General features: G+C 72.4%; 19 protein-coding genes and 1 pseudogene. 8 read left to right on the forward strand and 12 right to left on the reverse strand.

Annotated elements, in window-relative coordinates; translation table 11 throughout:
- Together CCN72_RS00130 and CCN72_RS00135 are read left to right on the forward strand one after the other, a co-directional pair.
- The coding region (locus CCN72_RS00130) for an ABC transporter ATP-binding protein (protein ID WP_107430041.1) at nucleotides 1-941 on the forward strand (941 nt) is incomplete at its 5' end.
- Nucleotides 938-1,864 (forward strand): dihydrodipicolinate synthase family protein, encoded by a 927-nt coding sequence (locus tag CCN72_RS00135; RefSeq protein ID WP_086805792.1) that lies wholly within the window; start codon nucleotides 938-940, stop codon nucleotides 1,862-1,864. The genes CCN72_RS00130 and CCN72_RS00135, both read left to right, overlap by 4 nt.
- 115 nt (nucleotides 1,865-1,979) lie before the next feature.
- Here the strand turns inward: CCN72_RS00135 and CCN72_RS00140 are convergent, their stop codons facing one another.
- Nucleotides 1,980-2,687 carry an HAD family hydrolase gene (locus tag CCN72_RS00140; protein WP_086805793.1) on the reverse strand — a complete coding sequence of 236 codons (708 nt, stop codon included), beginning with the start codon at nucleotides 2,685-2,687 and terminating at the stop codon, nucleotides 1,980-1,982.
- Between the two features lie 333 nt (nucleotides 2,688-3,020).
- Between CCN72_RS00140 and CCN72_RS00145 the strand changes: the two genes are divergently transcribed.
- Entirely contained in the window at nucleotides 3,021-3,683 is a 663-nt protein-coding gene (locus CCN72_RS00145) for a ScbR family autoregulator-binding transcription factor (protein ID WP_086805794.1), read from the forward strand.
- On the opposite strand, the gene CCN72_RS00150 is transcribed toward CCN72_RS00145, so the two are convergent.
- The 3 genes from CCN72_RS00150 to leuA all read right to left on the reverse strand — a co-directional run bounded on the left by CCN72_RS00150 (nucleotide 3,608) and on the right by leuA (nucleotide 7,515).
- On the reverse strand, nucleotides 3,608-4,831 hold the full coding sequence (locus CCN72_RS00150) for a sialidase family protein (protein ID WP_086805795.1): 1,224 nt from the start codon (nucleotides 4,829-4,831) through the stop codon (nucleotides 3,608-3,610). The two genes, CCN72_RS00145 and CCN72_RS00150, sit on opposite strands and share 76 nt — an antisense overlap.
- Before the next feature lie 82 nt (nucleotides 4,832-4,913).
- Nucleotides 4,914-5,609, reverse strand: coding sequence for a TerB family tellurite resistance protein (locus CCN72_RS00155; RefSeq protein ID WP_086805796.1), 696 nt, complete (start codon nucleotides 5,607-5,609; stop codon nucleotides 4,914-4,916).
- A gap of 184 nt (nucleotides 5,610-5,793) precedes the next feature.
- Nucleotides 5,794-7,515, reverse strand: coding sequence for a 2-isopropylmalate synthase (leuA, locus tag CCN72_RS00160; RefSeq protein ID WP_086805797.1), 1,722 nt, complete (start codon nucleotides 7,513-7,515; stop codon nucleotides 5,794-5,796).
- A gap of 374 nt (nucleotides 7,516-7,889) precedes the next feature.
- Between leuA and CCN72_RS00165 the strand changes: the two genes are divergently transcribed.
- Nucleotides 7,890-8,960: a M4 family metallopeptidase gene (locus CCN72_RS00165; RefSeq protein ID WP_085568505.1), complete on the forward strand. Its 1,071-nt coding sequence runs from the start codon at nucleotides 7,890-7,892 to the stop codon at nucleotides 8,958-8,960.
- Nucleotides 8,961-9,012: 52 nt separating this feature from the next.
- A complete protein-coding gene (locus tag CCN72_RS00170) occupies nucleotides 9,013-9,279 on the forward strand; it encodes a protealysin inhibitor emfourin (protein WP_086805798.1) in 267 nt (88 codons plus the stop codon).
- Nucleotides 9,280-9,293: 14 nt separating this feature from the next.
- On the opposite strand, the gene CCN72_RS00175 is transcribed toward CCN72_RS00170, so the two are convergent.
- On the reverse strand, nucleotides 9,294-10,310 hold the full coding sequence (locus CCN72_RS00175; protein ID WP_086805799.1) for a hypothetical protein: 1,017 nt from the start codon (nucleotides 10,308-10,310) through the stop codon (nucleotides 9,294-9,296).
- 149 nt (nucleotides 10,311-10,459) lie between these two features.
- Between CCN72_RS00175 and CCN72_RS00180 the strand changes: the two genes are divergently transcribed.
- Together CCN72_RS00180 and CCN72_RS00185 are read left to right on the forward strand one after the other, a co-directional pair.
- Nucleotides 10,460-11,776: a GH1 family beta-glucosidase gene (locus tag CCN72_RS00180; protein ID WP_086805800.1), complete on the forward strand. Its 1,317-nt coding sequence runs from the start codon at nucleotides 10,460-10,462 to the stop codon at nucleotides 11,774-11,776.
- Nucleotides 11,773-13,026, forward strand: a complete 1,254-nt coding sequence (locus CCN72_RS00185; RefSeq protein ID WP_086805801.1) for an MFS transporter — start codon at nucleotides 11,773-11,775, stop codon at nucleotides 13,024-13,026. Before CCN72_RS00180 ends, CCN72_RS00185 begins: the two co-directional genes overlap by 4 nt.
- An 8-nt stretch (nucleotides 13,027-13,034) precedes the next feature.
- On the opposite strand, the gene era is transcribed toward CCN72_RS00185, so the two are convergent.
- The 6 genes from era to CCN72_RS00215 form a co-directional block, all read right to left on the reverse strand.
- Complete coding sequence (era, locus tag CCN72_RS00190) at nucleotides 13,035-13,988, reverse strand: GTPase Era (protein ID WP_037655106.1); 954 nt, start codon at nucleotides 13,986-13,988, stop codon at nucleotides 13,035-13,037.
- A gap of 5 nt (nucleotides 13,989-13,993) precedes the next feature.
- A complete protein-coding gene (locus CCN72_RS00195) occupies nucleotides 13,994-14,983 on the reverse strand; it encodes a WxL protein peptidoglycan domain-containing protein (RefSeq protein WP_086805802.1) in 990 nt (329 codons plus the stop codon).
- A gap of 62 nt (nucleotides 14,984-15,045) precedes the next feature.
- A complete protein-coding gene (locus CCN72_RS00200; RefSeq protein WP_086805803.1) occupies nucleotides 15,046-16,368 on the reverse strand; it encodes a beta-xylosidase in 1,323 nt (440 codons plus the stop codon).
- Nucleotides 16,369-16,536: 168 nt separating this feature from the next.
- Nucleotides 16,537-17,010, reverse strand: a complete 474-nt coding sequence (locus tag CCN72_RS00205) for a hypothetical protein (RefSeq protein ID WP_086805814.1) — start codon at nucleotides 17,008-17,010, stop codon at nucleotides 16,537-16,539.
- A 243-nt stretch (nucleotides 17,011-17,253) separates the two neighbouring features.
- A complete protein-coding gene (locus CCN72_RS00210; RefSeq protein WP_037655101.1) occupies nucleotides 17,254-17,619 on the reverse strand; it encodes a cytidine/deoxycytidylate deaminase family protein in 366 nt (121 codons plus the stop codon).
- A gap of 39 nt (nucleotides 17,620-17,658) precedes the next feature.
- Entirely contained in the window at nucleotides 17,659-18,537 is an 879-nt protein-coding gene (locus CCN72_RS00215; protein WP_086805804.1) for a helix-turn-helix transcriptional regulator, read from the reverse strand.
- Between the two features lie 119 nt (nucleotides 18,538-18,656).
- On the opposite strand from CCN72_RS00215, the gene CCN72_RS00220 reads away from it, so the two are divergent.
- Nucleotides 18,657-20,108, forward strand: a complete 1,452-nt coding sequence (locus CCN72_RS00220) for an MFS transporter (RefSeq protein WP_086805805.1) — start codon at nucleotides 18,657-18,659, stop codon at nucleotides 20,106-20,108.
- A gap of 16 nt (nucleotides 20,109-20,124) precedes the next feature.
- Here CCN72_RS00220 and CCN72_RS00225 read toward each other — a convergent pair.
- A pseudogene (locus CCN72_RS00225) lies at nucleotides 20,125-21,145 on the reverse strand (S66 family peptidase).
- Nucleotides 21,146-21,168: the final 23 nt, after the last annotated feature.

Below are 21,168 nucleotides of genomic sequence, written 5' to 3' on the forward strand. Positions count from 1 at the left end.
CCCGGGACCGGGTGTACGCGCTGACCGGCGCCGATCTCGCGGTGGCGGCCGGTGAGACGGTGGGGGTCGTCGGCGAGTCGGGGTGCGGGAAGTCGACGCTGGCGAAGGTGCTGGTCGGGGTGGAGCGGCCGGTCGCGGGGACGGTGGCGTTCCGGGGGCGGGACCTGTGGGCGATGCCGGGCGCCGAGCGGCGGGCCGCGGTCGGCGCGGGCACCGGCATGATCTTCCAGGACCCCGCGACCGCCCTGAACCGGCGGCTCACCGTCCGCCGCGTCCTGCGCGATCCGCTGGATGTGCACGCGCGCGGCACCCGGGCCCAACGAGAGGCACGAGTACGGGAGTTGATGAGCCTGGTCGGGCTGCCACGGGGGCTCGCGGAGGCGCTGCCCGGGCAGTTGTCCGGCGGGCAGCGGCAGCGCGTCGCCATCGCCCGCGCGCTCGCCCTGGACCCCGCGCTGGTCGTCGCCGACGAACCGACCAGCGCACTGGACGTGTCGGTGCGGGCCCAGATCCTCAATCTGCTGCTCGATCTGAAGGACCGGCTCGGGCTCGCGCTGGTGTTCGTCTCGCACGACATCCAGACGGTACGGCGAATGAGCGACCGCGTGGTCACCATGTATCTGGGCCGGATCGTGGAGGAGACCCCGGCGGACCGGGTGACCGACCGGGCCCGGCACCCGTACACCCGCGCCCTGTTCTCGGCCACCCCCGGACTGCTGCACCCCATCGACCCGATCCCGCTGACCGGCCCGGTGCCCTCGGCCACCCGCCCGCCGAGCGGCTGCCCCTTCCGCACCCGGTGCCGGCAGGCGGACGCGGTGTGCGCACAGGTGATGCCGGACTTCTCGGCCGCGTCGCACCCGGCACATCGCTACCGCTGTCACCATCCTGTGGAGGAGGACCTGTCGACCCGCGACCTCACCCGCAGGAGCCGTGAATGACCTTCCCCGCCCCGCTCACCGGAGTCGTCCCGCCCCTCTGCACGCCCTTGACGCCCGAGCGCGAGGTCGATGTGCCCTCGCTGCTGCGGCTGGTGGACCATCTCGTGGGCGCGGGGGTGCACGGACTGTTCGTGCTCGGCTCGACCTCGGAGGCGGCCTTTCTCACGGACGCCCAGCGGCGCCGGGTGGTGGAGGCGGTCGCGGGGCATGTCGGCGGCCAACTGCCGGTGCTGGCCGGGGTGATCGACATGACGACGCCGAGGGTCCTGGACCATGTCCGGGCGGTCACGGCGGCGGGCGCGGAGGCGGTCGTGGTCACCGCGCCGTTCTACGCCCGCACCCACCCCTCGGAGATCGTCCACCACTACCGCCGGATCGCGGCCCTGAGTCCGGTGCCGGTGATCGCCTACGACATCCCGGTCGCCGTGCACACCAAGCTGCTCCCCGAGCTGGTGCTGGGGCTCGCCGGGGACGGGGTGCTGGCCGGGGTGAAGGACTCCAGCGGGGATCTGGCGGCCTTCCGCGAGCTGGTCACCGGGGCCCGCGCCCACCCCGGTTTCGCCGTGCTGACCGGCTCCGAGCTGATCGCCGACGCCGCGCTCGCGCTGGGCGCGGACGGGGCGGTGCCGGGGCTGGCCAACGTCGATCCGCACGGGTACGTACGGCTCTACCGGCAGTGCCGGGCGGGCGACTGGGAGGGGGCGCGGGCCGAACAGGACCGGCTGTGCGCGCTGTTCGGGCTGACCGGGGCGGGTGATCCGGCGCGGATGGGCGGCAGCTCCTCGGCGCTGGGCGCGTTCAAGGCGGCCCTGTATCTGCGGGGCGTGATCGACTGTCCGGTCACCGCGGAGCCGCAGGTGCCGCTGTCGGGCGAGGAGACGGAGAAGGTCGCCAAGTTCCTCGCCTCGGCGGGGCTGTTGTAGCCGACCCGCGCCGGGATCGGTCCGGGGTCGGACCCGCACCCGCCCGGTCCGGCTCAGTCCCGCATCCGCCCGGTCCGGCTCGGTCCGGTTCCGACCCGCACCCGCCCGGTCCCGCTCAGTCCGGTTCCGGTCCTCCGGTGACGCGGGTCTCCGCCCAGCTGAGCAGCTCCGGTTCGTGCAGCGTCGGCAGCCACAGGTCGGCCCGCTTCGCGCCGTCCCCGGCGGGGCGGGGGCCCACCCCGAGCACCCGCAGTCCGGCGCGGTGGGCGGACTCCACCCCGGTCAGGGAGTCCTCGACGGCGAGCGCCTTGAGCGGGGGCACACCGCACAGCCGGGCCGCCAGGAGGTACACGTCAGGCCAGGGCTTGGGGCGTACGGAATCCCCGGTCTCGGGGACGACGATGTGCTGGAAGTGGGTGCGCAGCCCGGCCCGTTCGAGGCTGCCCTCGACCACCACCATCGGGCAGTTGGAGGCCACCGCCAGCGGCAGCCGCCCGGACAGGGTCCGTACGAGCTGGACGGCGCCCGGCATGGTGACCGGGTCGTCGGTGACCAGCTCCAGGAAGTGGTCGAGGAGCGCTCCGGTGAGGCCGGCCGCCAGCTCGGGTTTGTGCACCGAGTCCGCCATCAGGCGGCCGCACTCCTCGTAGTGCATGCCCTTGGCCTGCTCGGCGAACCCGGGCGGCGCCTGGAGGCCGAACTCTCGGAAGGCCAGGGTGCGGGCCTCCACCCAATGGCGTTCGCTGTCCATCAGGGTGCCGTCGCAGTCGAAGACGACGGCCTCGGGCGACCAGTCGAGCAGAGGGCGGGCATGAGGGGTCACAATGGCCTCCTAGGGTGGCAGGGACGGGGGGTGGCGTGCGGCGCACGCGGCTTTGAAATGCGTCATTCCCGACGTTCCACAGGAAACGGAAAGATAGCGACGACTACGATATTTTCGCGGCGGCAAATCAGGCAATAACTCCATGGAGGGACTGGACCGCGGCGCTGTCCGGGTGTATGGGACAGAGAGAACACGCCCCTTACCACCCGCTCGCATTCCCCTTCGAAAGAAATACGTAATTACCGCGCGAGTGTGATCCCTGGTTGCTCCCGGCGTACGCGGGCGCACTACATTCTTGGCCGTCGGAAATGCCGAGCGAGGGCAGGCGGAACGTTGCAGGAACGGGCCAGGACAACCCGCAGATCACTTCTGGAAGCGGCCGCCCAGCTCTTCGCCGAACAGGGATACGTGGGCACGAGCGTCAACGACATAAGCGCCCGGTCCGGCCGGACCAGCGGCGCCGTCTACTTCCACTACGCCAGCAAGGAGGGCATCGCCCTCGCCGTCGTCCAGGACCGCTTCGCCACCTGGCCCCAGCTCACCGCGCGCTACGCGGACGCGGCCGTCCCCCCGGTCCAGCGGCTGGTGGCCCTCAGCTACGACATCGCCCGGGCCCTCGCCGAGGATCCGCTGACGCGCGCGGGCGCACGCCTGTGGGCCGAGCGCGCCACCATCGACGCCCCCCTGCCCGACCCCTTCGCGCTGTGGACCGCCGCCGCGACCCGGCTGCTCGCCGAGGCCCGTAACGCCGGTGACCTGGCCAGACACGTACGCCCCGCGCCCACCGCCCGGACCCTGGTGCGCGCCTTCTTCGGGCTGTGCTCCCTCACCGAGGCGCTGGAGGGCGCGGCAACCGTCGCCGACCGGCTCACCGACTGGTGGCAGCTGACCCTGCCCTCGCTCGGTGCCGCCCCGGGAATTCACCCGTGGGACGGCGCCCCGGCGGGTGAGTGGGCGCCGATCCCGGTGAGCCGGCGGAAGGACAGGCCGTCGTAGGAGCCCGTCTCGTACAGCACCCCCACCGTGCCGGCGGCGAGCTGGACCAGGTCGGAGTATGCGGCCGGGCCGTCGTCCAGGGTGGTCAGACGGGAGAAGCTGCGGCCGGCGTCGATGCTTGACCACACGGCCATGGCGCGCCGGGCGGTCGGCACGGAGGGCGCGGAGAACAGCAACGGGGCGTGGGCGCCCTGGAGTTGGAGCACGCTGCCCTGGACCACCGGGACGTCCTTGAGGGTGTCCTGGGCGGCGTAGGGGCGGTCGAGGGTGGCGCCGCCGTCGGAGGAGTAGGCGTCGACGCGGTTGCCCGGGGCGCTGCCGTACTGGTCGCGGGCGCTGAAGTAGACCCGTCCGTCGGGGAGTTGGGTGGCGCTGGTCTCGTTGACATTGACCACCCCGCTGGGCCCGGTGGCGGTGAGGCCGAGGTGCCAGGTGCGGCCGCCGTCGTCGCTGTAGAGGGTGTGGCCGGCGTAGTAGCGGGACTCGCGGCCGGTGTCCTTGGAGCCCTTGGGCGGGGCGGTGGAGTGGTTGGCGGGGACCAGGATGCGCCCGGTGTGCGGGCCCCGGGTGAGGGCGACGGCGTGGCCGGGACCGGTGGCGTACCAGCGCCAGTCGGGCCGTTTCACCGCGGTGGTGATGTCCTGGGGCGCGGTGAAGGTGCGGCCGTCGTCCGAGCTGCGCTGCACATAGACCCGGCGCCCCCGGGCGGCCGTGACCTGGCCTCGCATGATCTGGTCCTCGGTCACATCTCCCGCGTTTCCGCAGGTCACGAGGATGATGGTGCCGGTGCGCGGGTCGACGGCGGGGGCCGGGTTGCCCCGGGTGTTCCCGTCGCCCGCGGCCACCACGGAGAGCGGGCCCCACGTACAGCCGCCGTCGATGGAGCGGCGCAGCACCACGTCGATGTCGCCGCTGTCGCCCGAGCCGTGGCGCCGGCCCTCGGCGAAGGCGAGCACGGTGCCGCGCAGGGTGCGGACCACGGCGGGGATGCGGTAGGCGGCGTACCCGCCCTGCCCGGAGACGTACGGCCGTGAAGAGGCGCAGCCGGGCGCGGAGTCGAGCGGTCGCGCGGCGGCGGGCAGCGGGGCCGTCGCGAGGGCGGCGAGGAGGGTGAGGCTGGTGAGTACGGTGCGTCGCAGCGGAGTCACGCCGTGATGCTGCCCCGATACGGGCGCACGCCACTACTCCGTTCGAGTTAATCGATGGGAGCCGACGGGACGGCTGCCGGGGTCAGGACGGGGTGCGGGCGGCCGCCAGGAGGCGGGTCACGTCCTCGGCCGGGAGCGTCAGGGCCGCGCCGACCGTGGTGAGGGCGTCGCGTTCGGCGGGGGTGTAGGGGCCGTCGGCGAGGGCGATGTGGGCGCCCTGGAGGAGCAGGGCCTCGCGCCCGGCCGGGGCGAGGTGCGGGGCGAGCGGGTCCAGCGCCTCGTGCAGCTCTATCGTCAGGCTGGCCCCGCAGGGCTCGCCCAGGACCCGCCCGGTGTCGGCGGCCAGGGCGTCGACCAGGGCGGCGAGTTGGTCCTCGGTACAGTCCTCGACGCCGCCCGCGCGGACCGCGGCGCAGGCCGTCTCCAGGGGCGCGCGGGAGCCGGTGCCGCCCGCGGCGAGGACGGCGAGGGCGACGGTGTGCACGCCGTCGCGGAGCATCGCGGAGAAGCGCCGGGTGGTGGGGTGGTCCAGGACGTCGGTGCCGTAGTGGTGGCCGCAGGCGGCGCACTCCACGACGGGCCCGGTGGTGCCGCGCGGCAGTACCGGCACCCCGAGCAGGGTGAGTCGGCGGCGTCCGGTGAGCCGCTGGTAGTTGCGGTCGCCCCCGCAGCCGGGGCAGTAGAACTCGCCGTCGCCGACGGGTGTCCACGCGGTGCGCGTGCCCAGGACGCACAGGGCCCTGGTGGCACGGTCGTCTCGTCCCCTTACCGGCAGCACGTCGCACCTCCCTAGAGCACGGCACCATCGCCGCGCTGGCGTGATGTTAGCCACATCACGGAGGCTGAGTCAGTACCCCGGACGAGACCGATCTGTGACCTGTCCGGCCCTATGGCCGAGAAGCGACGAGGCTCCGGCCGCCGTATGCGGCGGCCGGAGCCTCGAAACCCCCGGTGGGGGTGGGTCAGCGGGTGGCGCGGTTGACGGCGGAGACGACCGCCTTCAGCGAGGCACGCGTCGTGTTCGCGTCGATGCCGATGCCCCACAGGACCTGGCCGCCGATCGCGCACTCGATGTACGAGGCGGCCTGCGCGGAGGCGCCCTCGCTCATCGTGTGCTCCTGGTAGTCCAGCAGGCGCACATCGATGCCGACGGCCTGGAGGGCGTCGAAGAAGGCCGAGATCGGACCGTTGCCGGAGCCGGTCAGCACGCGGTCCTCGCCGTCCACGGTGGCCTCGACGGTCAGCGTGTCCACGCCGTCGTTGTCCGTGGTCGACTGGCCGTTCCTGACCTGGATACGGCCCCACGGGTTGCCGGAGTTGGGCAGGTACTCGTCCTGGAAGGCCGCCCAGATGTCCTTCGGGGTGATCTCGCCGCCCTCGGCGTCCGTCCTGGCCTGGATGATCTTCGAGAACTCGATCTGCATCCGGCGCGGCAGGTCCAGCTTGTGGTCGTTCTTCAGGACGTACGAGATGCCGCCCTTGCCGGACTGCGAGTTGACGCGGATGACGGCCTCGTAGGAGCGGCCGACGTCCTTGGGGTCGATGGGCAGGTACGGCACCGCCCACTCCAGGTCGTCGACCGTGACGCCCTTGGCCAGCGCGTCGGCCTCCATCGCGTCGAAGCCCTTCTTGATGGCGTCCTGGTGGGAGCCGGAGAAGGACGTGTAGACCAGGTCGCCCACGTACGGGTGGCGCGGGTGGACCTCCATCTGGTTGCAGTACTCCCACGTGCGACGGATCTCGTCGATGTCGGAGAAGTCGATCTGCGGGTCGACGCCCTGGGAGAACAGGTTCATGCCCAGGGTGACCAGGTCGACGTTGCCGGTGCGCTCGCCCTGGCCGAACAGGCAGCCCTCGACGCGGTCGGCGCCGGCCATCACGGCCAGCTCGGCCGCCGCCACCGCCGTACCGCGGTCGTTGTGCGGGTGCACGGACAGGCATACGTGCTCGCGGCGGGACAGGTTGCGGTGCATCCACTCGAAGCGGTCCGCGTGCGTGGAGGGCGCCGAACGCTCCACCGTGGCGGGCAGGTTGAGGATGATCTCGCGGCCCGGGCCCGGCTGGTAGACGTCCATGACCGCCTCGCAGACCTCCAGGGCGAAGTCCAGCTCGGTGTCCGTGAAGATCTCGGGGCTGTACTGGTAGCCGAATTCGGTCTCCGGGCCCAGCAGCTTCTCCGCGTACTCCATCACCAGGCGGGTGCCGTCGACGGCGATCTGCTTGATGTCGTCCTTGGAGCCGCGGAAGACGACCCGGCGGAAGACCGGGGCGGTGGCGTTGTACAGGTGGACGGTGGCGCGGCGGGCGCCCTTCAGGGACTCCACGGTCCGCTCGATCAGGTCCTCGCGGGCCTGGGTCAGGACGGAGATCGTCACGTCCTCGGGGATCGCGCCCTCTTCCTCGATGATCGAGCGCACGAAGTCGAAGTCGGTCTGGCCGGAGGCGGGGAAACCGACCTCGATCTCCTTGTAGCCCATCTTGACCAGCTGGTCGAACATCCGGCGCTTGCGCTCGGGCGACATCGGGTCGATCAGGGCCTGGTTGCCGTCGCGCAGGTCGGTGGAGAGCCAGCGGGGGGCTACCGTGATCCGCTCGCCGGGCCAGGTGCGGTCCGGGATGTCCACCTGCTCGTAGCGGCCGTACTTGTGGATCGGCATGGAACTGGGCTGCTGGCGGTTGGCCATGGTGCGTGGCTCCTCAAGGGGGTCCGGATGTCCGAGTGGACGGCCGACGACGCAACGCCAAGCTCCGCGGGGAGGGAGTCGGCCTCGACTACAGACCCTCGCCGCGGCAGCTAAGAAGAAGCAGCACGAAACGCATGATGCAGCGCAGCCTAGCCGAGCGGTTCAGGATGTGGGGACACGGTCCAGTATGCGGGACCGGTAGGACAAATAGGGCGAAAAAGTGCGGCAGACCACAGGAGTGCCGCACAGCCGACCCACAGGGGGCGCGCCGCCGTAGCACAGTGTCACGCTCCGTCGCGCCCCCTGTCCCGGTATTTCACCAATCATGGTTGCGAGTAGTGACTTTGACGTCACTCAGTGCGATGGTCGATGACATGACGACGAGGAACGGGGCCCTCGAGCCCGTCTTCTGCACCATCGTGCCGCCGCACGTCCTCGACCAGCTCTCCCGGGCCGGGGACCCCGATGTGTCGGCACCCGCCCGCCGCTCCCTGGAACACGACGCCTACCAGCGCACCCGGCGCCGGCTCACCACGGTCATCGGCGCGCGTGCCGCCGCCGCGCCCGAGGGTGCCGCCGCCGACCAGCCGCACCGCACCATCTACGACACCCACCACTCCCAGGACCTGCCCGGCGACAAGGTCCGCGAGGAGGGCTCGGACCCCGGCTCCGACGCCTCCGTCAACCGCGCCTACGCCGGCCTCGGCGCCACCTTCGAGCTGTATCTGAAGGTCTACGGCCGCCACTCCATCGACGGCAGCGGACTCCCGCTCGACGCCACCGTGCACTTCGGGGAGGGCTACGACAACGCCTTCTGGAACGGCGAGCAGATGGTGTTCGGCGACGGCGACGGAAAGGTCTTCCTCGACTTCACCATCCCGGTCGACGTCATCGGCCACGAGCTGACCCACGGCGTCACCCAGCACACCGCCAACCTGGAGTACTTCGGCCAGTCCGGTGCGCTGAACGAATCGGTCTCCGATGTCTTCGGCTCGCTGATCAAGCAGTACGCGCTGGGCCAGACCGCCGCCGAGGCCGACTGGCTGATCGGCGCGGGACTCCTCGCCCCGGGCGTGCACGGCACCGCGCTGCGCTCGATGAAGGCCCCGGGCACGGCGTACGACGACCCGAACCTCGGCAAGGACCCGCAGCCCGCGACCATGGAGCACTATGTGCGCACCGGCCGCGACAACGGCGGGGTGCACATCAACTCCGGCATCCCCAACCATGCCTTCTACCTCGCCGCCAAGGCCCTCGGCGGCCATGCCTGGGAGAAGGCGGGGCAGGTCTGGTACGACGCGCTGACCGGCGGCGACCTCAAGTCGGACGCGCAGTTCGCCGACTTCGCCACGCTCACCGCGAAGGCGGCCCGCGAGCGGTTCGGCGCCGACGAACTGGAGGCCGTGCAGAAGGCGTGGGAACAGGTCGGGGTGCATACGCGGTAGTACGCGTCCGGTAGTCCGCCCACGGGACCGCCCGCGCTGCGACACTGGACCCATGCGGATTCAGGTGAGGCGCACGGGCGGTTTCGCGGGCATCGAGCGCCGGGCCGAGGTGGACACCTCGACCCGGCCCGACGCCGAGGAGTGGCAGGCACTGGCCGGACGCGCCCTCGCGTCCGGCCAGGCCACCCCGCCGGCCGGTGTGCCGGACGGCTTCAGCTACGAGATCTCGGTGGACGGCCGCACGGTGTACGCGGCCGACCCCCGACTGACCGAGGACCAGCGGGAGTTGGTCTCCCGGGTGCTCAAGGAAGGCGCTTAGCCGCGGCCCTCGCCTCAGCAGTAGCCCTTCTGGAGGAAGCCGCGCTGGTTCGGGTTGCCGAGGTCCAGCGGGATGTCGACATGGCTCGGCAGCTCCCCGAAGGACGCGTTCGGCAGCACGAACTCCCGGCCGGTGTACCGCTGTCGTACGGTCTGGGCGGCGGCGGACTTGCACACGAACGGGTTGGCGTACGTGTTGTAGCCGAGGCCCACGCCGGTGTTGAGGAACCCGGCGTCCTGGCACTGGTACAGCACCCCGCGCAGGGCGGCGGCGTTGCGCGGCCCGGTGTAGCCGGACTGGAAGTTGGCGAAGCAGGCCAGCGAGGACGCGCCGTCGTACGGGGAGGGTCCCGCAGCGGCCAGCGCGTCCAGGAAGTCGCGGCTGCACCCGATCGCCGCGGAGGGCGCCGCCCCCTTGAGCAGTTGGCCGCGCCTGCACCCGGTCACGTCCTGGAAGGCGCCGACGACGTCCTCGCCCTTGCCGAGGCGTGAGTAGGCGAGCACGAGGTCGCGCTGGGCGGCGAGCGGGTAGGCGTCCGTGTGGCCGAACTTCTCGTCCAGCAGCCGGAACCAGGTCTCGAACGCCGGGACCTGGGCGCGGGTCCCGGCCGGCAGGGTGTAGACGGCGAGATCGGTCGGGGTGTCCCAGCTGTCGAGCCCCGGGTAGCCGACGAAGGACAGGACGCCGATGCCGGTCTTCGGGGGCTGGTCGCCGTACCGGCTGCGCAGCTGGAGGTACCGCTCCAGATTGGTGTTCGAGCCCGCCCACGCGTACCAGAAGCCGCTCGGGTAGAGGGTGGTGTCGCCCCGGGTGTGGGTGGTGCCGAACAGGGACGGGGACACGCAGCGCACCTGGCGGGCGTCCCAGGCGGCCTTGTACGCGGCCGGAGTGGAGATGCAGTCGGTGGACGCCGGGTCGCGGCGGGTGTCGGCGAGCGCGCCGGGCACGCCGCCCAGCAGGACGAACAGACATGCCGCGAGCACGGTGAGCAGCCGGGTGCGCGGCCTGGTGATCAGCTGATGGACTGTCATACGGTTCAGTTTCGGAACTATCGGGCCCCGATTGCCAGTCGATTGGGCCATGCGGCCCACATCCGGTGAACGCTGGAACCGTTGTCCGCACGGGCGTTGACCCGCGCACGGGCGTTGACTTCGTTACCGGCGGTACGGATGATCCGGCCATGGCGACTGACGCAGGCAATCCGCTCCCTCGGTTCCCGGCCGGCTTCCTGTGGGGCGTGTCGACATCCGCCCATCAGATCGAGGGGGCGGTGGACGAGCGCGGGCCCTCGGTGTGGGACGTGTTCACCGCCGAGCCGGGCCGGGTGAAGGACGGTTCGACGGCGGCGGTGGCCTGCGACCACTACCACCGCTACCCCGAGGACGTGGCGCTTCTGGCCGGTCTCGGGGTGGACGCCTATCGCTTCTCCGTCTCCTGGCCCCGTGTCGGCTCCCCGGGCGGCCTGGACTTCTACGACCGGCTGGTGGACGAGCTGTGCGCGGCGGGGGTCCGGCCGGTCCCCACCCTCTTCCACTGGGATCTGCCCGCGTCCCTCGACTGGCTGGAGCGGGACACGGCGTCCCGGTTCGCCGACCAGGTGTCCGTGGTCGCCGAACGCCTGACCGACCGGGTCGGCAAGTGGATCACCCTCAACGAGCCCGCCGAGCACACCCTGCTCGGCCACGCCCTCGGCGTCCACGCCCCCGGCCGGCGGCTGCTGTTCGACGCCCTCCCGGTGGCCCATCACCAGCTCCTCGCCCACGGTCTCGCGGTACGGGCGCTGCGCGCGGCCGGCGCGGCCGACATCGGCATCGCCAACTCCCACGGCCCGACATGGCCGGCCTCGGCCGACCCGGCGGACACGGAGGCGGCGGACTTCTACGACACCCTGCTCAACCGCCTCTTCGCGGACCCGATCCTGCTCGGCGAATACCCGGCCGGCCTGGGCGAGTTGATGCCCGCGGCCGACCTCTCGGCGGACCTGAAGGTGATCGCGGAGCCCCTCGACTGGTACGGCGTCAACTACTACGCGCCGACACTGGTGGGCGCTCCGCTCGGCACGGAGACGGAGTTCGGCGGCGTGCCCATACCCGCCGAACTCCCCTTCTCTGTACGGGAGATCGAGGGACGGCCGCGGACCGACTTCGGCTGGCCGGTGGTCCCGGAGGGGCTGACCGAGCTGCTGTGCGGGTTCCGGGAGCGGTACGGCGACCGGCTCCCGCCGATCGTCATCACCGAGAACGGCTGCTCGTACGAGGGCCTCGACGACCAGGACCGCATCGCCTACCTGGACGCCCATCTGCGCGCCCTGCACGACGCGTTGACGGCCGGGGTGGATGTGCGCGGCTACTTCGTGTGGTCCCTCCTGGACAACTTCGAGTGGGCCGAGGGCTATGCGCGGCGCTTCGGTCTGGTGCACGTGGACTACGCGACGCTGGAGCGGGTGCCGAAGGCGTCGTACCACTGGTTCCGGGAAGTGCTGCGGGCGCAGAGATGACCACCGGCCGCCCGTCGGCCGCGCTCGCCGAGCCGGCCGAGGCGGTGGGGCGAGGCTGGACGGCGGCCCTCTCGCTGGCCAACGGGGCGATCTGGGTGGGCTGGTTCGGCCCGCTCCAGATCCTGCTGGCCGCCCAGGCGAAGGATCTCGCGCCCGGCACCGGGATGTCCAAGGAGACCCTGCTGGCCTGGGTGACCGGCACGGGCGCGGTGGTGTCCCTGCTCGCGAACCCGTTCTTCGGCGCGCTGTCCGACCGTACGACCGCTCGGGCGGGCCGCCGGACGCCGTGGATCGTGGCCGGGGCGGCGGGCGGGGCGCTGTCCCTGCTGCTGCTCGCGGGCGCGGGCGGGCCGTGGTCGATGGTGCTGGGCTGGTGCCTCGTCCAGTTCACCCTGAACGCGGCCTTCGCGGCGGTGACGGCGGCGGTCCCGGACCGGGTGCCCAGGCGTCAACGGGGTGTGGTGGGCGGCTGGCTGGGCGCGGCGCAGATCCTGGGCGTGGTCGCGGGCACCGGGCTGGCGACGGCGGCGGGCGGCATCGGCGCGGGATACATGGCCTGCGCGGTGTGCACGGCGGCGGGCGTCCTCCCGTACCTCCTCCTCTTCCGCGACCTCCCCCTCCCGCCCCAGGACCGGCCCGCGTGGTCCTGGCGGGGTTTCCTGGCGGGCTTCTGGCTGAGCCCGCGCCGGTATCCCGACCTGGGCTGGGCCTGGCTGACCCGCTTCCTGATCAACCTCAGCAACTCGCTGGTGCTGCTGTACCTGCTCTACTACCTCCGCGACCGCGTCCACTACCCCGACCCCGGCCGGGGTGTCCTGATCCTGACCGCGGTGAACGGCGTGACGCTGCTGGCGACGGTGGTGATCGGCGGCGCATGGTCCGACCGCACCGGCCGCCGCAAGCCGTTCGTGGTCTGGTCGGGCGTGCTGATGGCGGTGGCGACGGCGGCGCTGGCCGGCTGGGGGACCTGGCCGGGCGCGGTGACCGCGGCCGCCGTCCTGGGCATCGGCTTCGGCGTCTTCACCTCCGTCGACTTCGCCCTGATGACCGACGTCCTCCCGCACGCCGCGGGCCGCGGCAAGGACCTGGGTCTCATCAACATCGCCAACGCCCTCCCCCAGGCGGCCGCCCCGGCTCTGGCGGCCCCGCTGGTGACGTATCTGGGCGGATACCGGGTGCTGTTCCTGGTGTCGGCGGCGATCGGCTTGGCGGGGGCGGTACTGGTGGGGCGGATCAGGGGGGTCGACTGAAGGGGAGGTCAGAAGCCGAGCTTGCGGAGCTGCTTCGGGTCGCGCTGCCAGTCCTTGGCGACCTTGACATGGAGGTCGAGGAAGACCGGCGTGCCCAGCAGGGCCTCGATCTGCTTGCGGGACTTGATGCCGACTTCCTTGAGGCGCTTGCCCTTGGGGCCGATGATGATCCCCTTCTGGCTGGGGCGCTCGATGTAGACGTTCGCGTGGATGTCGAGCAGCGGACGCTCCGCCGGCCGGTCCTCGCGCGGCAGCATCTCCTCCACGACCACCGCGATGGAGTGCGGCAGCTCGTCGCGCACGCCCTCCAGCGCCGCCTCGCGGATCAGCTCGGCGACCATCACCTGCTCGGGCTCGTCCGTGAGGTCGCCCTCGGGGTAGAGCGCGGGCCCCTCGGGCAGCAGTGGCACCAGCAGGTCGGCCAGCAGCTCCACCTGCTGGTCGCCGACCGCGGACACCGGCACGATCTCCGCCCACTCGAAGCCCAGCTCCTTGGCGAGCTGATCGATGGCGATCAGCTGCTCGGCGAGGGTCTTGGAGTCCACGAGGTCGGTCTTGGTGACGACGGCGACCTTGGGCGTCTTCTTGATCCCGGCCAGTTCCTTCGCGATGAACCGGTCACCGGGGCCGAGCTTCTGGTCGGCCGGCAGACAGAACCCGATCACGTCGACCTCGGCCCACGTGGTGCGCACGACGTCGTTCAGCCGCTCGCCCAGCAGTGTGCGCGGCTTGTGCAGCCCGGGGGTGTCGACCAGGATCAGCTGGGCGTCCGGGCGGTGCACGATGCCCCGCACCGTGTGCCGGGTGGTCTGCGGCCGGTTCGAGGTGATCGCCACCTTCTGCCCGACCAGAGCGTTCGTGAGGGTGGACTTGCCCGCGTTGGGGCGGCCCACGAAGCAGGCGAAGCCGGCGCGGTGGACGGTTTCCGCCGGCTGCTCGGATGACTGGGTGCGAACGCTCATGCCGTTCATTGTCCCTGATCCCGGAGCCCCCGCCGCACCGCGAATCGACGGTCACGCCACGTGGCCGTCCCTTCACCGGAACGTGACCGCATCCGCCACACGATCACCACCGCCACCACCACGAGCACCAGCACCACCAGCGGGGGCCACGGCACCGCGTAGAACGACGCCCCCGCCGACGCCGACGCCCCCCGCGCCCGCGCGCTCACCGTGATCGCCGCCCGGTCGAGCACCGGTGTGCCGCGCCAGGTCTCGGTGAGCCGTACCGACTGCCCGGGCAGCAGCTCGGCGGGCACCCGGGCCGCCCGGCGCTCCAGCAGCGTACGGCCGAACAGTCCGCGCGCCGTCAGCTGCGCGCTCGGCCGCAGCGTGACATTGCCCGTGTTGCGCAGGGTGTACGACACGGTCGCCGTACCCATGCCGAAGAGCAGCGGCCGGTGACGGCCGACGCTCAGCCGGGACACCGCCAGCGCGGGCAGCGCCGGGCCGCTCACCCGCAGATACACCCGCGCGCCGACCGCCCGCCGGATGCCCAGCGCCAGCTTCCCGCCGCCCGGCTCGGTCCGCTCGTCCAGCGCGACGATCGCCCCGGGATGGTCGCCGGGTTCCGCGCCCGCCGGCACCCGCAGCGTGAACGGTACGGTCACGGTCCGATGGCCCGGCACCGTGATCCGGGTCCTGGCGAGCCGCGCCCACGCGCCCACCCCGCGCATCGTCTCGTCCGCCGTGCGCACGGCGAAGCCGCCGTCCCGGGGCGTGTTGTAGGCGTCGGCCGCGTACAGCCGGAACGTGAGCGGCTCGCCGGTCCTGTTCTGGACGACGACCTTGTCGGTGAGCGTCTGGCCGGGGTCGGCGGAGAGGTAGAAGTAGGGCCGGGCCGCGGCCCGGGCGGCGACCGGGTACACGGACCAGCTGCCGTTGTCGGCGGCCCGCGCGGGCACCACCGGCAGTACGGCCAGCAGCAGGCTCACCACGACGACGTGCGCCTTGCGCATGGGTGCGGACCCCCGCGGCCGGGGGCGGCCCGGGGCACGGGCGGGTGCGGGCGCCCGTACGCTCATGACAGCGTCAGCGTGAGCACGCCGGAGTACCCGCCCGGAGGCGTGAACGCCGGTACGTCCAGGGAGAGTCCGGCGTCGACGGTGAACTCGCCGCCGGTCAGCGTCCCGTCCGGCGTCCCCGCGAGGGTGGCCCCCGAGGAGCCCACCGTGCCCGCCGAACCCGCCGTACAGGTACTGGGACTGCCCGCCTTGCTCACACACGACGGCGTCCAGCTCAGCCGGTCCGCGCCGATCCTGCCGCCGGGCCCGGTGAAGTCGGTGACCCTGCCGGTCAGCGACCAGCCCGCCGGTCCGCCGCGGAAGTCCTTGACCGTCACCGTCCGGAGCGCGCCGGTCGAGGCGCCGCCCTGGCCGAAGTCGACCCCCGACAGCGCGACCGAGTCCCCGGCCTGGGTCATGGCGAGCGTGCCCGCCGTGACGCTCGTGGTGAGCTTCTGACTGCCGGGCGGCACCGGCGCGTCGACGACGTAGGCCGCGGGGCCCGCGCCGGTGTCGGCGTTCCAGGAGTCACCCTCGTACGCGACGATCCCGGTGGTCGAGGTGTCGCTCACGACGAGGGAACCGCTGAAGGAGCCCTGCCCGTCCGCGGACACGCTCGCGGTGTCCCCGGTCTGGCTGGTCCCGGAGCGTCCGGCCAGGGTGACGGCGGCGCCCGGGGTGAAGCCCGTACCGCTGACCTTGACGCTCGCGCCCGGCTCTCCGGTGGCCGAACCCAGCGTGATCGCCCGGGTGTTGGCCGGAGTCCCCGCCGTCGCCGTGAGGGTCTCGGACGCCGGTGCGGGCGGGTTCGTGACCGTGCAGGGGGTGTCCAGTTCCATGATGTAGCTGGTGTGGATGTTGTAGTCGCCCGGCGCGAGGGTGATCTTCCCGGCCTTGGTGACGGTGAACGTGCCCGTCATGGAGAAGGACGGGAAGGCGGCCTTCCCCGGTACCGGGGGGTTCTTCTTCGGTCCGGCGACCGTGATGTCACCGCTCTGGGCGCCGCCCAGTGTGACCTTGCCGGTCGGGGTCATGATGTCGGCCGGCAGCGCCAGATCGGTGGGGTTGCTCGCGGCGGCCCCGACCACGGTGTAGGTGACGGTGACGGTGTCGCCGACCTTCGGGCTGGTGTTGTCCGCCGACACGGTGGCGGTCGTGGTGCCGTCGATCGGCGGCAGGCCCGCGATGGCGGGCGGGATGCAGTGCGTGGCGAAGTCCACGTCGGCGCCGGCGGCGCCGGCCGGGCAGGCCAGCGCGCCGCCCGCGGAGACCGCGAGCGCGGTCGCGCCGAGCAGTGACGCCCAGCGCCACCGTCCGGATCTTCGGGTGGTGAGACCCATGGGCCCCCTCCTGAGGGTGGTGGGCGCGGCCGAACGGGCGCCCCGACAGGGGGCATTGGCGGGGCGGCGAGGTGAGAAGTCAAGGGAGATGCCGCAGAATCCTGACTACTCGTCAGATCCTGCGGCATCCAGGGGAGAACCGGAACGGACCGGTCGGCCGGGGCGGGCTCAGAACACGAACGGACCCGGCGACTGCGGACCGCTCGCGGTACACGTCACGGTGATGCCGAAGATCACCATCTTCAGCGAACCGCCGTACGCGTCCAGGCTGTACCCGGAGGCGACGGTCCCGGCGAGCGGGCCGACGCTGACCGGGTCGCCCGGGTTCATGACCGGGTTCTTCGTGCCGCTGAACACGACGCTGCCGCCGCCCGCCTTGGCCATGGTGAGCGTGGAGGTGATCGAGTCCGCGGCCACCGTGACGGGGGCGCTGATCGCGGTGGAGGTGAGGCTCAGGGTGGCCGAGGTGCCGCTCTGGGTGGCGGTGAGCGTGGCCGAGCCACCGCCGAAGATGCCGCAGCTCGCGGTGATGGTCGCCGACTGGGGAGTGACGGCGGCCGCGGAGGGTGCGAGGGCGAGACCGGTGACCGCGAGGGCCCCGGCCACCAGGGCCGCACCTGTTGCCGTGCGCTTGGCTCTCATGGGGATCCGCTTTCCTTCCTGCTGGGCACGCCGGACGTGCCGTGTGGGGTGATCGGAAGGTGCGCCGACGAACGGCAGGCCGGTCGGGCGGGTGCGGACGCGCCGGACGGCGGTGCGGATCTGACGGGTCGTCGGGACGTACGCGTTCATTGACGCGCGCGCCCCGCGACCCAGCAAGGTTGAATTCCAGCCGACCTTTCGGTCGGTATTCTTCGGCCGGCCCGCGGTTTCGCGCGCGAGCGGTCAGCTCTCTGCGCGGCCCGCGGCCACGGTCGTACGGACCGTGCCGTCCACCCCCGCGAGCAGCACCGGCGTGTCCGCGCCCCCGAGGTCGGCCACCGCGGCCAGGTCCTCGGCCGGCACCGACTCCGCCTCGCCGACCACCGCCGCCGCCTCCAGCGACGCGGCCCCGGACGCCACCGCCATGGCGACGGCGGTGCGCAGCGCGCTGAGCTTCAGCGAGGCCAGGTCCACCGTGCCGGCGACATAGGTGCGCCCGGTGTCGTCCCGTACGGCCGCCCCCTCGGGCACTGCGTTGCGGGCCCGCGCGGAACGGGCCAGGGTCACGATCTTGCGGTCCTCGGGGTCAAGCGCGCTGCTCTCGGTCATGCCCCCGAGCATACGAAGGCACCGGAGGCGCTACGACGCTCACCCCGCCACGGGGTACATCGCGCCCCGCCGGCCCTCCGGGGAGGCCAGCCACTCCAGCTTCTCCGCGGTGTTCGCCTCGTCCAGCGGTGTGTGCAGCACGATCATCAGGTCGGGTCGGGCGGGGATCTTCAGGACTGTCGACTCCACGACCAGCAGCCCGGCCAGCGGATGCGACAGCTCCTTGCGCACCTGCCCCTGGTCCTCGATGTCCCGCTCCGCCCACAGCGCCGCGAACTCCTCGCTGGCGGCGCTCACCTCGGCCAGCACCTCCCGGAACCCCTCGTCGTCGGGGCGCGCCGCGCAGGCGGCCCGGAACTGCGCCACCACGGTGCGCGCGTTGCGCTCCCAGCTGTGGCTGCGCTCGCGGTACAGCGGGTCGGTGAAGAAGTCGATCAGGCAGTTCTGGGTGATGCCGGGGCGCATGCCCAGCACGATCGCGGCCGCGTCGTTGTACTGCACGCAGTTGTAGTAGAGGTCCATGATGTGCGCCGGGTACGGCATCCAGGTGTCGATGAGCCGCCGCAGCCCGTCGCACATGTCCTTCCTGCCGGGCACCACCTGGGGCGTCGGCGGGTTCAGCCCGGCCAGCAGATACAGGTGCCGGCGCTCGGCGTCGCTGAGCCGCAGCACCCGGGCGACCGCGTCCAGCACCTGCGGGGAGACCGAGATGTCCCGCCCCTGCTCCAGCCACTGGTACCACGAGGCGCCCACCCCGGCGAGCACGGCGACCTCCTCGCGGCGCAGTCCGGGCGTACGGCGTCTGCCGCCGCCGGCGGGCAGCCCGGCCTCCTCGGGACTGACCCGGGCGCGCCGGCTCATCAGGAACTCCCGCAGTTCGTCACGCCGATGACTGCGCGTCGCCTCAGCAGCAGGCATGTGCCGCCCCTCCCCCGTCGGTCCTGTCCAGTGGTCGCTCCGGTGACCTCTCTGGTGGTGCCACCACCACCATAAGTTCCGACTCCCCACCGGTATTCCGTACGCCCGAAGCTCTTCCCATGGCGATCGACACCACCACCCAGACCTCCCCCGCAGCGGACACCGCGGCGCCCGGCATCCCCCGGTTGTCGACGCGTGACAAGCTGGTCCTGTTCGTCCTGTGCGCGGCCCAGTTCATGGTCGCGCTGGACTTCTCCGTGCTGAACGTGGCGCTGCCCGACCTCGGCCGCGACCTCGGCATGAGCACGTCCGCGCTCCAGTGGGCCGTCACCGCGTTCGCGCTGCCCTCCGGCGGCTTCCTGCTGCTGTTCGGCCGCGTCGGCGACCTGTTCGGGCGCCGCAGACTCTTCCTCGCCGGTCTCGCCCTGTTCGGCGCGGCCTCGCTGCTGTCCACCCTGGCCTGGGACCCGGCCTCGTTCCTCGCCGGGCGGGCCCTCCAGGGGCTCGGCGCGGCGGCGATCGTACCGACCGGCATGTCCCTGCTGACCACCACCTTCCCGGAGGGCCCGGCCCGCGACCGCGCCCTCGGCATCTCCGGCACCCTGCTGTCGCTGGGCTTCACCATCGGCATGGTTGCGGGCGGCACCCTCACCGACACCTTCGGCTGGCGCTCCACGATGGCCCTGCTGACCCTGTTCGCGCTGATCGTGCTGCCGCTGGCGCCCGGCCTGCTGCCGGAGTCGCTCCCCCATAGCCCTAAAGGCATGGGAGGTACCCCCATCCCGGACCGGCCGCGCCTGGACGTGCCCGGCGCCGTCACCGTCACCACCGGACTGCTCTCGCTGATCTACGCCCTGTCCACCGCCGCCGACCACGGCTTCGGCCGCGCCGATGTCCTCGCGGCCCTGGCCGCCGGGCTCCTGCTGCTGGCCGCGTTCGTGCTGGTGGAGTCCCGCTCGGCGGCGCCCCTGGTCTCGCTGCCGATGCTGCGCCGGCGCACGGTGGCCTGGGGCAACATCGGCGGTCTGGTCACCTTCTCGATGATGTCCACGATCGTGTTCGTGCTGACCCTGTACCTCCAGGAGATCCTGGGCCTGTCCGCCTTCGAGACCGGACTGGTCTTCGGCTTCCAGGGCGTGCTGTCCGTGGTCGCCGGCACCCTCGCCCCGAAGGTCATCGGCCGCCTCGGCGCCCGCCGCGCCCTGGTCGCCTCGCTGGCCGGCCAGGGCGCGCTGACCGCGTCGCTGCTCCTGCTGAACACCCACGTCTGGTCGGCGTGGCTGGCCACGGCCGCGGTGGCGCTGGCCAGCATGTGCCACCTGGGCGCGATCATCTCGTACGGCGTGACGGTCACCTCCGGTGTCCCGGACGCGGAACAGGGCCTGGCCACCGGCCTGGTGACGTCCACCCAGCAGGTCGGCATCACGGTCGGCATCCCGCTGCTCGGCGTGCTGGCCACCACCTCGGGCGACCTGCTGAGCGGTGTGCACACGGTGATCGCCCTGGACGCGGCGATCGTGCTCGGCGCCGCGCTCCTGACCGGCCTCGGCCTGCGCCGCTCCCGGTCCTGAACCAGGGCCCGGGGCCTCAGTCCAGGGTCTGGGTGATCTCGCTTCGCGCGGCCGTGTGCACCACACGGCCGCGCGCGCCGTTGACCAGCGGGAGGTACGGCGCCACATGCCCGCACTCGACGTCGGCGAGGATCGGCACGCCCAGCGGTCCGAGGGCGTCGAGGACGGCCGCGTCCTGGGTGAGGGTGGGCGCGTCGGGGGCGTGGGTGCGGCCGACGAGCACGGCGGCGGCCCGGTCGAAGAAGCCGGCCAGCCGCATGCCGTGCAGCTGGCGGGCGATGATCAGCGCGTTGTCCTCGCATGCCTCGACGTAGACGAGCAGCGGTTCCGCGCCCGCGAAGTGCCTCGTGTCGAGGTAGCGGCTCCCGGCGAGCGGGGCGACGGTCTCGATACAGCCGCCGATCAGCCGCCCCTCGACCTCCACGTCCCCCTCGCCGTCGAGCCGCCGCCAGCCGCCCGCGCCGTCCAGGGTGAACTCGCTGATCCCCGGGTCGCGGGTCCAGTCGTCCCAGCCGCCGGTGCGGTGCCGGCCGGGCGGGGTCTGGGTGAACGGCTCGCCCTGCGGCGCGGCCACGATGTCCAGCCAGGACACCAGCCCCTCGGGCACCCGGCACGGGGTGTCCATGAGGTTGTTGCCGTGCACGGTCGCCACCCCGGTCAGCAGGGTCAGCGGGGCGAGCAGGGTCGACATGTCCGAGTAGCCGACCAGCCAGGTGGGTTCGGCCCGGCCGATCGCCTCGAAGTCCAGGTGGGGCATCAGATCGATGGCCATCTCGCCACCCCACGGGGGGGATCACGGCCCGGACGGCGGGGTCGGTGAGCATCTGCGTCAGCTCGGCGGCGCGTTCGGCGGCCGGGGCGCTGATGTGGGTGGTGCCGTCCATGCACCGGCCGACGACCACCTCGTAACCGCGCCGCTCGATCTCCTTGACCGCGACGTCGAGGCGCGCCCTGAGGGGTTCGGCCACGCCCGCGGAGGGAGAGGTCACACCGACACGGTCACCGGGGCGCAGGGGGCGCGGGTATCGAATGGTCATACGGGATGCTCTCGAAGTCCCGG

Source organism: Streptomyces murinus, from assembly GCF_002154555.1.
Classification (GTDB): domain Bacteria; phylum Actinomycetota; class Actinomycetes; order Streptomycetales; family Streptomycetaceae; genus Streptomyces; species Streptomyces murinus.